Source organism: Pseudomonas sp. M5A4_2d, assembly GCF_053345295.1.
This window is the reverse complement of record NZ_JBKEZW010000001.1, coordinates 1,331,088-1,344,310: the sequence shown is the minus strand read 5'-3', so window position 1 is coordinate 1,344,310 and position 13,223 is coordinate 1,331,088. Positions and strand designations below refer to the sequence as shown.

General features: G+C 59.4%; 16 protein-coding genes and 1 pseudogene. 8 read left to right on the top strand and 9 right to left on the bottom strand.

The features are described from left to right. Positions 1-256: 256 nt before the first annotated feature. Both ACLBW8_RS06215 and ACLBW8_RS06210 read right to left on the bottom strand, forming a co-directional pair. Entirely contained in the window at positions 257-604 is a 348-nt protein-coding gene (locus ACLBW8_RS06215) for a hypothetical protein (protein ID WP_447804899.1), read from the bottom strand. 79 nt (positions 605-683) lie between these two features. Further along, positions 684-893 (bottom strand): hypothetical protein, encoded by a 210-nt coding sequence (locus ACLBW8_RS06210; RefSeq protein WP_447804898.1) that lies wholly within the window; start codon positions 891-893, stop codon positions 684-686. A 423-nt stretch (positions 894-1,316) separates the two neighbouring features. Between ACLBW8_RS06210 and ACLBW8_RS06205 the strand changes: the two genes are divergently transcribed. The 3 genes from ACLBW8_RS06205 (at position 1,317) to arr (ending at position 2,606) form a co-directional block, all read left to right on the top strand. Next, positions 1,317-1,610 (top strand): hypothetical protein, encoded by a 294-nt coding sequence (locus ACLBW8_RS06205; RefSeq protein ID WP_156526285.1) that lies wholly within the window; start codon positions 1,317-1,319, stop codon positions 1,608-1,610. Positions 1,611-1,943: 333 nt separating this feature from the next. After that, positions 1,944-2,099, top strand: a complete 156-nt coding sequence (locus tag ACLBW8_RS06200; RefSeq protein ID WP_447804897.1) for a hypothetical protein — start codon at positions 1,944-1,946, stop codon at positions 2,097-2,099. 90 nt (positions 2,100-2,189) lie between these two features. Next, positions 2,190-2,606, top strand: coding sequence for an NAD(+)--rifampin ADP-ribosyltransferase (arr, locus tag ACLBW8_RS06195; RefSeq protein ID WP_447805026.1), 417 nt, complete (start codon positions 2,190-2,192; stop codon positions 2,604-2,606). Between the two features lie 371 nt (positions 2,607-2,977). Here the strand turns inward: arr and ACLBW8_RS06190 are convergent, their stop codons facing one another. From ACLBW8_RS06190 to ACLBW8_RS06170, 5 genes are read right to left on the bottom strand one after another with little or no spacing between them, the layout of a single operon-like run. Next, positions 2,978-3,232, bottom strand: a complete 255-nt coding sequence (locus ACLBW8_RS06190) for a hypothetical protein (RefSeq protein ID WP_447804896.1) — start codon at positions 3,230-3,232, stop codon at positions 2,978-2,980. A gap of 12 nt (positions 3,233-3,244) precedes the next feature. Then, a complete protein-coding gene (locus ACLBW8_RS06185) occupies positions 3,245-3,766 on the bottom strand; it encodes an N-acetyltransferase family protein (RefSeq protein WP_447804895.1) in 522 nt (173 codons plus the stop codon). A 32-nt stretch (positions 3,767-3,798) separates the two neighbouring features. Next, positions 3,799-5,220 carry an efflux transporter outer membrane subunit gene (locus ACLBW8_RS06180; RefSeq protein ID WP_447804894.1) on the bottom strand — a complete coding sequence of 474 codons (1,422 nt, stop codon included), beginning with the start codon at positions 5,218-5,220 and terminating at the stop codon, positions 3,799-3,801. Continuing rightward, the gene (locus ACLBW8_RS06175; protein ID WP_221294871.1) at positions 5,217-6,785 is read right to left on the bottom strand and encodes a DHA2 family efflux MFS transporter permease subunit; all 1,569 of its coding nucleotides are present in this window, start codon (positions 6,783-6,785) and stop codon (positions 5,217-5,219) included. Before ACLBW8_RS06175 ends, ACLBW8_RS06180 begins: the two co-directional genes overlap by 4 nt. Continuing rightward, a complete protein-coding gene (locus ACLBW8_RS06170; RefSeq protein WP_447804893.1) occupies positions 6,778-7,887 on the bottom strand; it encodes an HlyD family secretion protein in 1,110 nt (369 codons plus the stop codon). The genes ACLBW8_RS06175 and ACLBW8_RS06170 overlap by 8 nt, the downstream gene beginning before the upstream one ends. 98 nt (positions 7,888-7,985) lie before the next feature. Between ACLBW8_RS06170 and ACLBW8_RS06165 the strand changes: the two genes are divergently transcribed. The 3 genes from ACLBW8_RS06165 (at position 7,986) to ACLBW8_RS06155 (ending at position 10,275) form a co-directional block, all read left to right on the top strand. Continuing rightward, on the top strand, positions 7,986-8,705 hold the full coding sequence (locus tag ACLBW8_RS06165) for a CerR family C-terminal domain-containing protein (RefSeq protein WP_447804892.1): 720 nt from the start codon (positions 7,986-7,988) through the stop codon (positions 8,703-8,705). Positions 8,706-8,985: 280 nt separating this feature from the next. Beyond that, complete coding sequence (locus tag ACLBW8_RS06160; protein WP_262668068.1) at positions 8,986-9,450, top strand: hypothetical protein; 465 nt, start codon at positions 8,986-8,988, stop codon at positions 9,448-9,450. A 216-nt stretch (positions 9,451-9,666) separates the two neighbouring features. Further along, positions 9,667-10,275, top strand: a complete 609-nt coding sequence (locus ACLBW8_RS06155; RefSeq protein ID WP_447804891.1) for a LysE family translocator — start codon at positions 9,667-9,669, stop codon at positions 10,273-10,275. A 45-nt stretch (positions 10,276-10,320) separates the two neighbouring features. On the opposite strand, the gene ACLBW8_RS06150 is transcribed toward ACLBW8_RS06155, so the two are convergent. Beyond that, on the bottom strand, positions 10,321-10,524 hold the full coding sequence (locus ACLBW8_RS06150) for a hypothetical protein (protein ID WP_167353671.1): 204 nt from the start codon (positions 10,522-10,524) through the stop codon (positions 10,321-10,323). A gap of 167 nt (positions 10,525-10,691) precedes the next feature. Between ACLBW8_RS06150 and ACLBW8_RS06145 the strand changes: the two genes are divergently transcribed. Both ACLBW8_RS06145 and ACLBW8_RS06140 read left to right on the top strand, forming a co-directional pair. Next, a complete protein-coding gene (locus tag ACLBW8_RS06145; RefSeq protein ID WP_262668022.1) occupies positions 10,692-11,675 on the top strand; it encodes a GlxA family transcriptional regulator in 984 nt (327 codons plus the stop codon). 77 nt (positions 11,676-11,752) lie between these two features. Next, positions 11,753-11,938 (top strand): annotated as a pseudogene (locus ACLBW8_RS06140) (ADP-ribosylglycohydrolase family protein); the annotation flags it as partial. Here ACLBW8_RS06140 and ACLBW8_RS06135 read toward each other — a convergent pair. Beyond that, on the bottom strand, positions 11,935-13,221 hold the full coding sequence (locus ACLBW8_RS06135; RefSeq protein WP_447804890.1) for an NAD(P)/FAD-dependent oxidoreductase: 1,287 nt from the start codon (positions 13,219-13,221) through the stop codon (positions 11,935-11,937). The pseudogene ACLBW8_RS06140 and the gene ACLBW8_RS06135 sit on opposite strands and share 4 nt — an antisense overlap. Between the last annotated feature and the right edge of the window lie 2 nt (positions 13,222-13,223).

Below are 13,223 nucleotides of genomic sequence, written 5' to 3'. Positions count from 1 at the left end.
CACTGGATCCTTGATATTTTTGGTGGGCTGTGTTCGTCGGCAGGACGCCGGGGAGGGGGGCTGTCTAATACTGTCTGCCGCTAAGCCGGTTTTATTGACCTTAAAACCTCCCAAATAACGCTTGGGTTTTAGACAGTGGGCCGCTGAAAGCCACGTAGTACGTGGCTTATGCACTCCTCCAGCCCATGCTGATGCATCATCCAAGGCTGCCGCCGAGAACTGGCTGGGTTTAGGGCGTGCCCGGCATACTTCAGGGCTATTGCTCGGTAACTTTACTGAGTTCATCGTGAAGCCGCTGATTCTCCCTGAGCAGGTAGTCGCGCTGTTCGGCGACGAGCTTCATGCTCAGGATGGCGGGCTCGGAACATCGCTCCTTGAGCTCTCCGATCTCGGCCAGCGCCTTCTTGAGGACTGCCTGCGCCTCGGCCTTGCCGGTGGCCAGTACATCATTCATCTGTACCAGCCCGGCTATGCTCTTCCGGGCCTTTCGCAGCAGTGCCTGAGTCCCGCTGAGTTCGTCCTCGAGTAAAGAGCACTGGTGCTTGTACATTTCCAGGGGCGTAGGGCAGCCAAGCCACGCTGAGGTGTCTTCGTCGATGTGCATGGTGGGTAAATCCGAATGCTGTATGTGCATACAGTAATCGAGGTTTTGCCGTTGCGCGATTTGGGGCGACGAGAGGCGGTCAGTCCGGTGTCATGAGGACGGCGAGGGTCAACTTGATGAACTCTTCGTTATCTTCGATGGTGTGCAGGGCGCCGCGCACGTTCTCTGCTACTTCGGATGAGCCCCGCTGCTCCACCCAGTTTGATAGCTCCATGATGGAGGCCTCGAGGGCGAGTTGGTTTTCGTAGAGCTTCGAGAGCAGGGAAGGGATCAGGTCTGAGTTAGGCATCGGTGTTCCTCCAAGGAGGGGACAGCGTAGTAGTGAGCGTGTCTTTTGGGTAGTTGTGTTCAGTCGACAGGACGCCGGGGAGGGGTGAAAAGAGTTCCTAAACAAAAAGTACAACCCGCATTCTGCGCGGCCTCCAGGGCACAGAAAATGGCGCGGTTTCGGAAATGAATATGGCTACAAGCCGCAGCCCGCTTGAGTTTCACGCACGGATTGCAAATCCGCCTACGCCGGTTCGATTCCGACCTCGGCCTCCACTCTTGAAAACCCCGTAGATTAACGTCTACGGGGTTTTTTATTGGGCGCAGGAAAGTTAGAGCGCAGTGGGCTGCCACCATTTTTCACTTTTCACTTTTCACTTTTCACTGTTCACTGTTCACTGTTCACCGTTACCGGTAGCAGCGAGCAGGGTAGGTATACAACGGTGTGAAAAACCTCGGCTATGGTTGTTGCTCATTAGGCGAGGGTATAGATATGCGCAGCAGATCCGAGCAGCACACAGACATTTCCGACTATAAGGAATTTGACATCGCTGTACGCATTACCGGTCCATCCGACAAGAACACTGACGAAGGTTTCACCGTCACTATCAGTATCAGCAAAAACGGGCACGAGGTCATTCCGACGTTTAGAGAATCCGACATCTTGCACAAAGCCTATGAGGATGCGCTGAGTATTGGAATCACGATGGCGAGACAAGAGATCGATAAGTTGGATTGAGCCTCAACTGAAAAGCGAGGTCAGGCTACTTTTTCAAAGAGAATAGTGGGGTGACCCCGTTTGCTGCTGTGTGTAGTTCAAAAAATAAAATTATGGGGCGAGGTGGTGAGGTGCCATGTACATTCGTTGCTTTCCTGAGGGATAAAAATGAAAACTTGGCCAGTGCTCTTAGTGATAGCGACGCTTTCAGGGTGTACAGACAGCGGACCTATAAAGGTTGGGCCTGACACTTACACCATCTCGACGAGAGTTCCTTTCGGTGGTCCCGCCTCTGCGAAAGGCCAGGCGCTGAAAGAGGCGAACGTATTCTGTGAGTCTCAGGGACGAGAAATCATGCTTGACCATATGCAGGCGAGCGAGTGTGCATTGCATGGTGGCTGTGGAGAGGCGGAGATATTTTTCTTTTGCCTGGCCAAAGGTGACCCCCAGTTGAAACGCCAAAAATACAGCCCCGATCCAACGCAGAAGATTGAGATTGATCAGCGCTGATGCGAAGCCACGAACAGGTCCTGGCTTTGGCGTAAAAACGGGCCAGACCCTATGCTTGACCTCGCCATTCATCCACGGAGCACCAAGCCCATGTCAAACACGGCCAGCATGTTCACCCGCCAGTTCTTTCATGGCACACGGGCAGACCTGGAGCTAGGCGACTTGATTCGCGTCGGCTACCCGTCCAACTTCACGGAAGGTGAGCCGCTGTCCTGGGTATATTTCGCGGGCACCCTGGACGCTGCAATCTGGGGCGCTGAACTGGCGCTTGGCAACGGGGCAGAGCGGATTTATGTCGTAGAGCCAACGGGGTCAATGATGGATGATCCCAATTTGACGGATAAGAAATTTCCCGGAAATCCCACGCTGTCCTATCGTTCCGCCGAACCACTGCGGGTTGTTGCCGAGGTGACGAAGTGGCAAGGGCATTCGCCCGACCGTTTGCAGCAGATGAAGGACAACCTCGCCCGTTTGAAGGCGGAAGGCGGCGACGTCATCATCGACTGAAAAAATGGAGTCAGACTAAATTTTCAAAGAGAATAGTCGTCGTTAAAGTGAGTGGCAGGGTGTTCTGCTGATCAACAAGGAGTGTGGGAGTGGTCAGTAAAAAACTTGACGCGTTCCGGGCGTGGTTCACCCCCAAGCGTCGACGGCGTACAGGAGGCGCTTTGCTTATTGCCTCGTTGGTCGGTCCCTTTTTATACCCAAGCGGTTATTGGGTCAGCGTGATGACGCCTGGGATCATATTTTTCTTCAGCGCGTGGCCGTCCGTCGCTCACGATAAGTCTTGAAACGGCGCTCAAACCTCTTCTGTCCGAGCCCTCGCAAGCGCTATCTCGCCGGTAATCGCCGCGCGGGCCTAAGCAACCGGGCATTGTTCACGGGGCTTCTGCCCGGACGATACGGTGCACCTTGACCTCTTCTGCGTACACACCAAGCTTTTCCTGTTGAGCCACCAACAGCGCGCACACTTTCATCAGCGCCACGGTTTCATCCGGCGTTCTGCCACTTTGCGCCATGGCCGTCAGCTCAACCACCGACCAGCCGATAACAGCGGTCGCGTCTTCAAGGTCGTAAAACAGTTCCTGCTGAGCCGTTCTGGGCCCATCGAGCCCATGGATCAATTCTTCCATTTGTTTCCCCATTTACGGCTTCAATTCAAGCGCCATCACCACCATTCCGATTTCAGCCAGGTCCGTACTGAACGGGATTTCGCCGATGCGTTGAAACCCGACCGTCTCATAAAAGCGCTGCGCATTTGCATTGGTTTTGAGCACGTCCAGCCAAAGCAAGCGTTCCCCGCGCTGGGCGGCTTTATCACGAATGAACTGCAACAGTCGTTTTCCGTAACCCATCCCCGCGGCGGATTTCAGGAAGTAGATTTTCTGCAGCTCTGCACCCACTTCACCGGTTAAAGGCGCAGGCGTTGACCAGTTGACCTTAGCAAATCCAACGGCCTTGCCACGTTCGTCTGAAGCAATCAGCCAGACCTGCCTTTCGGGCAATTCGAGTGACCGGCGCAGTGCACTGGCTGAGAAGTCTTGATCGAGGAAACCCTGCATGCCGACAGGAGACCATAACGCCGAAAAATGTTCGCGGTAGGTCTCGCAACCGACTTCACGCAGCGTATCAATATCGGCGTTAGTCGCTTCACGAATGTGGATCATGTGCTTCCCTGGTTGATGAGTTTGCAGCCCTTTTACAGCGTCCAGCCTAACCCAAGCGCTTTATGCAGGGAGGCGAAATCCTTGAGCAACTCCGCATCCCCTGAAATCCGACTCTCTTGCGCTTGATAGCGTGTACGTTCCGCATCCAGCCAATCGAGTGTGCTCGCCGTGCCGGCACGATAACGCTGGCGTGTCAGGTCGGCTGCACGCACTGCCGACGATTCTACATTGCGCAACAGCACGACATTCTGGCGTTGATGACCATAGCGCGCCAACGCCACATCCGCATCGCGCAGCGCACTCAGCACCACGCGCTTGTACTGCGCAAGCGCCTCATCACGTCCGGCCTCTGCGCCGTTGACACTGGCAGCAACGCGGCCGAAGTCCAGGGCGTTCCAGGAAATCCGCGGCAGGATCAACCAAGTGCCGTTGTCCTTGCGCGCAAGGTGCCCAGGGTCGCTGGCCGAAAAGGACAGGTCGCCCATCAGGCTGAGTTTGGGAAACCAATCGGCGGTTTTTTCACCGATCTGCGCCGTGCTCGACGCCAGTTTGCGCTCGGCCATGCGGATGTCCGGGCGGGCCTTCAAGAGGGCCGCCGGGTCGGCAACGGGCACGGCGCTGGGGATGGCGGGCAGGGCGCGGGCCGTGGCGAGCTGGCTGTCCACGTCGCCGGGTTCCAGGCCACAGAGCAGGCTGAGTTGGTCGAGGGACTCGACGATGGCGGCTTGCAGTGGCAAACGCTGAGCCTGGGTGTTTTCGGCTTGGGTCAGTACTTGCTCCAGTTGCAGTTGCGAGGCTACGCCCCGGTCGCGGCGTTGCTGGGTGAGGTCGAGGGCCTGGTTTTCGATGTCGATGCTGGCTTCGACCAGCGCAAGACGGGCTTGCTGGTCGCGCAGGTCGGTGTAGGCCTGGACGATTTCGGCGGCGAGTTGCACTTGAGCATCGGCCAGTTGCGCCTCGCTTGCGTCGGCTTCTGCCTGGGCTGCTTCGACGGCACGCCGGGTGCCGCCGAACAGGTCGGCTTCCCAGCTGGCGTCGAAACCGGCGAGGTACAGGCTCAATGGGCCTCGGCCGCCGCCACTGCTGCCACCCAGTGCCGAGGTGTCGGGCGAGCGAAGTTTGAGCATTGCCGCGTCGCCCGTGACCTTGGGCATCGCGTTGGCGTGCGCGCCGCTGAGGCTGGCGCGGGACTGTTTTAAACGTGCCTGGGCGGTAGCCATGTCCGGGCTGTTTTGCAGGGCCTTGGCGACCAGTTCATTGAGTTGCGTATCGCCGAGTGTCCGCCACCATTGCGCTACTGCGGGCGTGGCCGAGGCAGTGTTATCGGCATGGGGCAAATGCCCGGCCGCCAGGGTTTTCGGCGCAACACTGGGCGCGCCATGGTAGTCCGGGCCTACGGTGCAGGCGGACAGCAGCGCAACGCTCAGTAGGACGGGAAGGGTGCGAGGAATCATCGTGGTACCGTGCGCTTTTTCAGGATGAAGATCAGGGGCAGGCACGCCAGCATCGCGAGTCCCAGTAGATAAAACGAGTCGTTGTAGGCCATCACCGAGGCCTGTCGCGCAATGTCATTGGCCAGTTGCGCAAAGGCTTGTAACTGTGAGGTGGACGCATCGCCGGTTTGTGCCAGGTAGCTGGCGGCGCTGCTCGCCATATGGTCCTGGGCCAATTGGCTGTTGGCCTGGATGCCTTCGCGCAACATGTCGTCGTGAAAATGGCTGCGCCGGTCCATCAGCACGCCCAGCAATGCCAGCCCGATGGTGCCGCCGAGGTTGCGCGACATGTTGTAGAGCCCGGCGGCATCACCGGCATCGCGGGTCTCCACTGAGCGCATCGATAGCTGGCTGAGAGGCATCATCACCAGAATCTGCCCGAAGCCACGCAGCAGTTGGGACCAGACGAAGTCATGGCCGACGCTGTCCGTCGTGAGTGTGGTGTCGACGAAGCAACTGGCCCAATACAGCAACAGGCCGGCACCGACCATCCAGCGCAGGTCGTAGCGGCCGAGCATCCTGGGCAAGACCGGCATCAGCAGAAACGCCGGAATCCCCGACAACAACATGATGGCGCCCGCCTGTTGAGCGTTGTAGCCGGACACAATGCCGAGGAACTGCGGCACCAGGTACGCCGTGCCATAGATCCCGGCACCCACGGCGGTACCGATCAGCAGCACGCTGCCAAAGCTTTTGTTGAGCACCAGTTGCAGGCGCAGGATCGGCGTACTCGACCTGAACTGGCCGACGGCAATCAGGAAGAACCCGGTCACGGTGGCGATGCTCAGCCAGATAATCAGCAGCGAATCAAACCAGTGCTCACGCTGGCCTTCTTCCAGCACCACAGTAAGCGAACTCAGGCCCATGGCCAGGCCGAGAATGCCCAGCCAGTCGGCGCTGATAAAGCGTTGCAGGTTCATCCGTTCGGTTGGCAGGCCGGTGATCAGCAAGGTAATCAGGGCGACGCTGATGGGCAGGTTGAGAAAGAAACACCAGCGCCAGTTGATGTTTTCCGTGAGCCAGCCGCCAATCACCGGGCCCAGCAAGGGGCCGAGAATCACGGTCATGCCGAACATCGTCGTGCCGATCGCCAGTTGGTGCGGGGGCAGGCGGGTACGCACGATGGTCTGGGCGGTCGGGATCATTGCGCCGCCGGCAAACCCCTGGCCGATGCGCCCGGCGATCATCGCGCCAAGACTTGAGGACAGGCCGCAGAACATCGAAAACGCCGTGAACATCAAGGCAGTGCCAATCAGGAATCGGCGCAAGCCGAATACGCGGGTCAGCCAGGCGGCGAGGGGAATCATGACGATTTCCGACATCAGGTAGCCGGTGGCGATCCACGTGCCTTCGGTGCCGGTCGCGCCGATCTGGCCCTGGATCTGCGGCAGTGCCGAGTTGGTGATCGATACGTCCAGCGTCGCCAGCAAGGCGCCCAGCGCCCCGGCGGCGACGGCGATCCAGTCGGTCAGCGAGGCGTTGCGCGGCTTTTCTGCGACCGCATCGGCCATCAGCGCCTCAGCCATGATTGGCATCTGCGGCGTGGGTGCGGGTGTCGACTTCAACGGTCGCCGACAGGCCTGGCATCAATGCCGCACGCAGGTCATCCGGCACATCCAGCGCAATGCGCACCGGTACACGCTGCACGATCTTGGTGAAGTTACCGGTGGCATTCGACGGCGGCAGCAAAGCGAACTGCGCGCCGGTGCCGGGAGACAGGCTGTCGATATGCCCCTGCAGATTGCGCCCCGGCAATGCATCCACATGCACCGTGACGGACTGCCCGGGGCGCATTTCGCCGATCTGGGTTTCCTTGTAATTGGCCGTGAGGTAAATCGCGCTGATCGGCACCACCGTCAACAGGCGGGTGCCCGGTTGCACGTACTGGCCGACACGCACGCCCCGATCGGCCACACGCCCATCCAGCGGGCTGCGAATCACCGCATCATCGACATCCAGTTGGCTCTGCGCCTCACTGGCCTTGGCCACGCCGAGTTGCGCCTGTGCCTGTTTGAGTTGGGCCTCAAGCGTGCCGTAGCGGGTCTGGCTGGAACGCAAAGCTGCTTGTTTGGCCGCCACGGTGCTGCGCGCTTGAGCTAATTGGTTGTTGAGTTGCGCCAGGCGCTCTTGCGGCTCGGCGCCCGAGCGGGCCAACGGCGCGTAGCGCGCAACTTCGGTTTGAGAATGTTGCGCATCGGCTTGTGCGCCTTGCAATTGGGCGCGGGCCTCGGCGATGGTCGAGTCCTGTTGCACCAGGTCGGCCTGGGCTTTGGCGTAGTCGGCATTGCGTGCGGCAATCGTGGCCGACGCTTCATCGCTGACCGCCTGGTACTTGCGCGCATCCAGGCGCACCAGCACGTCGCCGCGCTTCACGTTCTGGTTGTCGCTGACCAGCACGTCGGCCACATAGCCGTTGATCTTGGGTGCCACGCTGATGCTGTCGGCTTGCAGGTAGGCGTCATCGGTGGTCTCGATGAAGCGCCCGGTGAGCCACCACCAGGCGGCCCAGCCCAGGCCGATCAACAGCGCGACGGTGGCAATGCCCAGGAGTATGCGTCGCGCCTTGCTGCGCTGGCCATTGACGGTGTCTTCAGGAATGACCTGAGGGGAGGGAGGTGCAGCGGACATCGGGTCACTCCAGTTTTATAACGGATGGAATAAATTCTATTTTTCGCGAATTTTTGTCAACTGGTATATTTTGGTCCGGTATTCGAAAGGAGCTGCACATGGCACGACATAAACCAGCCGCCGAAGGTGGCTACCAGCGTGGCGAAGAAACCCGTGCGCGTATTGTCGAAGCGGCGGTTGCGGTGTTTGGTGAGCGCGGTTACGACCGCGCGTCCACCCGCGACATCGCCACGGCGGCTGGGGTCAATGCACCGGCGATCCAGTATTACTTTGACGGCAAGGAAGGCGTTTACCTGGAGTGTGTCGAGCACTTGATCACGCTGTTGTGGCGCAAGATGGCGCCAAGCGTGGGGGCCGCCGAATGCGCGCTGGCCGATGCAGAGGCGGACGATAAAACCTTGATCGACGTATCGTTAGGCATTTTGGGCACTGTGGTTTCGACCATTCAGGACAGCCCACAGACCACCGCCTGGCGCGCGTTTCTGGATCGCCATCAGGCAGGCTTGTGCCCACAAAGTGCGACCACCGCTTTTGAAGACCGTTTCAAGGCGCGCATTGGTCGGGTCATCCGCCAACTGATCGCGCGCCTGGCCGGCTTTGCAGTGGAGGACGAACGCACAGTGATTCATTCCATGGCGCTGTTCACCCAAGGGCTGGCGTTTCGGGTGCAGAAACCCAAGTTGCTGGAAGCCCTGAACTGGGCCGAGGTCAATCAGAAGGAAATGGAACTGGTGCGCGACGTGGTGCTGACACAGGCGCGGTTTACCCTCGAAGGGCTGGTCAGGCAGCGCGATGTACGAGGCGAAGCCGCTGATTGATCAAGCACTGCAAGCCCTCGGCGGTATCGTCAGACGACCGGCAACGCTTACGCACTCTGCCGGGCAAGGCGGACCCTGTGCCGCCCAGGTTTGCGTCCTTGCGCAAGGCCTGGATGACGCAAGAATTGTCGTGGTTAAACCGCCGAATACGCGGCGAAAACCGGCCAGCCGTTGTGAAATGTTGTGAAGCGTGAAGAATGGCCCTTTGCCCATGCTAACGTCCGCGTTGGGGTATCGTCAGCACGACGATTTCATTCGTTCCATTGAGGGAGCAGCGCCGATGTCTACTACCGTAACGCCCACGGCCGGCGGGCCGAACACTCCAAAGTCCTCACCGTCTACGTTCGATGACAAGTTGAACATTGCCAAGTCCAGCAAGGTCATTGCCGACTATATGCGCCAGACGGGCAAGTCAGCGATTACCAAGCAAGAGCTGACGCAGTTGGCCAACAATGCCTCCGGCAAGGTGCCCACGGAGGTATCCGACGCTGCCAAGTACATGGAGCGCCATCCGGATGTGTTCACCGCCATCGAAACCCACGATGTGGCCGGTGCTGATAACCTTTCGGGGGTGTGGAACTTCGATTGGGCCGCCAATGGCGGGTTGAACGGCACATCGACCGACGCCATTGCCAAAATGCAGGACACGTTCGATTTCGCTATCGCCAAGTCCGCGCAAATTACCGAGATTTCCACGGGTAAAAAAGCCGAACTGGACTCCACCAAGCAACGGCCACAAAACTGAGCCACGTGTGTTGTCAGCCAAGATAAACGGCTCCCGGTGCAGTCGTCGGGAACCGTTTCCAGTCGAGGTGAAGCCTCGTTATCCGTGGTAAACCTGATGGACTATTTTTGACTAGGGCCAAAGTGTATTCCTCGATCCACCCCTAGCTGTACGGGGCGGTTGTGACCGCAACCGACTACTGTCGCAGGCATACCATCACCGCTTGGATGCCGCGCCATGTTCATGTCTACCAGCCTGCTCTCAGCCTTTGTGCTGTTTGCCTTCGTGTCTTCAATTACCCCAGGGCCCAACAACACGATGTTGCTCGCGTCAGGGGTGAATTTCGGGTTCCGCCGGTCGATTCCCCATGCGTTGGGGATCAGTATTGGTTTCATGCTGTTGGTGATATCGGTAGGCCTGGGCCTGGGTGAAGTGTTCAAGCTCTTCCCTTGGGCCTACACCGTGTTGCGCTATGTGGGCGCGACGTACTTGCTGTACCTGGCGTGGAAGATTGCGACGTCCGGGGGCATGTCCGACAACAGTGGTGAGCACGGCAAGCCCATGACCTTTTTAGGCGCAGCCGCATTTCAATGGGTCAACCCCAAGGCATGGATCATGGCGCTGGGCGCGATCACCACCTATACGCCGGCTGAGGGTTACGTGACCGACGTGCTGGTGATTGCCCTGGTGTTTGCAGTGGTCAACTTGCCCAGCGTGTGCGTATGGGCAGGCTTCGGCACCGGCCTGCGTAATGTCTTGCGCGAGCCACGCTGGATAAGAGTGTTCAATTGGTCGATGGCCGGGTTGTTGGTGTTGTCGTTGTACCCGATGCTCTTTGTCAGTTGATCGGGTGCGTCGATGACCCCGCAAGCGGCCCGGCCGGTTTCGGGGTCACACCGGCGAGATGGTCGCCAGCAAGCCAATGCCGATGGTCAACACCAAAAAGCCGAACAGAAAAATTGCCATCTTGGTCATAAGGCCTCCGAAGGGAAGGGGAGCGACGGGAATGTCGGGATGGCGCCCATTGTCCGCTTCGGCGTCATTTCGATACAGGCGCAGATAGCAAAGAAAAAACCGTATCAGATGGTCCGACAACTGCGAGGTTGCGGGGCCGAAAGGCCGGCGGTTTTCTAAAGATCAGGCATTACCCTTCGCGGCAATGCACTGGGACAGCTCCCGCATTTGCCCCTAAGATAGCGCCCACTGCATCAACAATAAGAGTGGGCCAACCCTCGATGGAAAGACGCCAGTTCAGCGGTGGCATGCAAGGCAAGAACCTGCGCTACCTGAATGAAAACGCCCAGCCGCCGTCGCAGGTCACGCGCGTCGGGTTTTTGCTGCTCGAACACTTCTCCCTGCCCGCATTCACCCAGACCCTCGATACGCTCATCACCGCCAACCTGCTTCGCCCCGAGCTGTTTGCCACCCGTACGTTTGGTTGCGGCGATGGCGAAGTCATCAGCGACCTGGGCCTGGTGATCCGCCCCGATGCACGCCTGGCGCTGTCGGTGCTGCCGGACCTGGACTTATTGGTCGTCTGCGGCGGCTTTCGCACCGAACTCAAAGCGGGCGACGATTTTATCCATCTATTGCGCAGCGCCGCCGAACAAGGTGTCAGCCTCGCCGGTTTGTGGAACGGCTCCTGGTTCCTGGGCCGCGCCGGGCTGCTGCAGGGCTACCGTTGCGCCATCCACCCGGAGCATCGTCCGGCGCTGGCGGAAGTGTCCAAGGCCGCCCAGGTCACCAGCGAACCCTACGTGATCGACCGCGACCGACTGACCGCGTCCAGCCCCTCGGGCGCTTTCCACATGGCCCTGGATTGGATCAAAGGTTTGCACGGCAAGGCGTTGGTCGAAGGCATCGAAGACATCCTCGCCTTCGAAGAATCGCGCTACCGACGCATCAAACCGACGGAAAATGTGTGCGTCAGCGCGCCGCTGCGTGAAGTGGTCAAACTGATGGACGCCAACCTCGAAGAACCCTTGGAGCTGGATCAACTGGCCGTTTACGCCGGCCGCTCGCGCCGCCAGCTTGAGCGACTGTTCAAAGAGCAACTGGGCACCACACCGCAACGCTATTACATGGAACTGCGTGTAACCGAAGCGCGGCGCTTGTTGCAGCACACAGAGCTATCGCAAGTGGACGTGCTGGTGGCGTGCGGGTTTGTCTCACCGAGTCATTTCAGCAAGTGCTATAGCGCGTATTTCGGGTATCGCCCTTCCAAGGAGAAGCGGTTGGTCAAGTAGCATGAGCACGCTTGGCTTTTTATTTGGACGTATGTTTATCAAGGAGTGCTGATGTCTATAACGCTTTCAGATCGCTTGCCGTGCTCGCCGCCGCGAATCTGGGGGATGATGCGGATACCACGGCGGCCATCGTCGGCCAGTTGGCGGGCGCTTACTATGGCGTTCAAGGTATCCCGGCAGGCTGGCTGGAAACGCTGTGGATGCGCGATGAAATTCAAGCCACGGCCGATGCTTTATTGGCCGCATCCCCAGCCGGTCACTAAAAAACTTCACGCAGCAGGTTTGTCTGGAAGCGATCCAAGCGAAAGCACTCAAGCCCTGGCAGGCCCGATAGCGACGGCGTTGAGGCTGCCAGCTGCACCACGATTTCCGCGGTCAGCGCGGCCTGCGTCAAGCCCAAATGCTGGTGTCCGAACGCAAGCAACACCTTGCCATTGCACACTCGATCAATGATCGGCAGCGAGTCAGGCAGCGACGGTCGAAAGCCCATCCACGGTGTGGCGCCTTGCACGTTGAGGTCGTGGCGAAACAAGCCCTTGCTCAGCCGGTGCAACTGCCACGCGCGTTGCATATTTGCCGGGCGATCGAGCCCGGCGAATTCGACGGTGCCTGCCAGGCGTAAGCCTGTGGCCATGGGCGTCATGATGAACTTGCGTTCGAACGAGGTGACGGCAAAGGGCAGGCGGTGTTGTTCAAATGGCAGCATCAGGTGATAGCCGCGCTCGGTGTCCAGCGGGACTTTTTTGCCGGTCAGTGCCGCGGTGAGTTTAGCCGAGTGTGCGCCGCAGGCGATCAGTACCTGGCGCGCAGTGAGCGTGCCTTGTTCGGTCAGCAGCGACACACCCTCTGACTCCATCCGCCCATCCAGGACGTGCTGCTTGATAAATTGCACACCGTTGGCCCGGGCGGCGTTCACCAGTTCGCACACCACCGTGTACGGGTCAACAAAGTGTCCGGTACCGGGGAAGAACAATCCGCCTTGTATGTCATCGCTCAACTGCGGCGCCGCGTTGCGCACCGCTGTACCCGACCAGTCATCCACCGGCACATTTTGTTGCTGCATGCGCTGGCGCAGCGCATCGATCGCGGCACGTGACGCTGCGCGCTCAAACACCAATAACGAGCCGTCTTCGCGCAACAGGTGTGCCCGGCCAATGCTGTGCAGCAAGCGTTGCCACGCGCCCAGGCTGGCCTCATTCAGCGCGCGAATGCCCGCGACCGTGCGCCGATAGTTCGCCGGACGCAGGTTCAGCAACAGGCGCACAAACCAGGGCAGGGCGCGGGGCAGGTATTTCCAGTCCAGGCGCAATGGGCCCATAGGGTCCATCAGCATGGCGGGCAGACGTTTGAGGATTGACACGTCGGCAATCGGAAAAACCTGCTCGGTCGCCAGGTGCCCGGCGTTGCCGTAGGAGGCGCCCATGCCGGGGTCCTGTGGGTCGATGACCACTACCCGCCGACCTTGACGCGCCAATTGCAGGGCGCAAGCGACGCCAATGATGCCGGCGCCGATGACCGCGATATCTGCTGAGTTGGAGTCAGGCATGG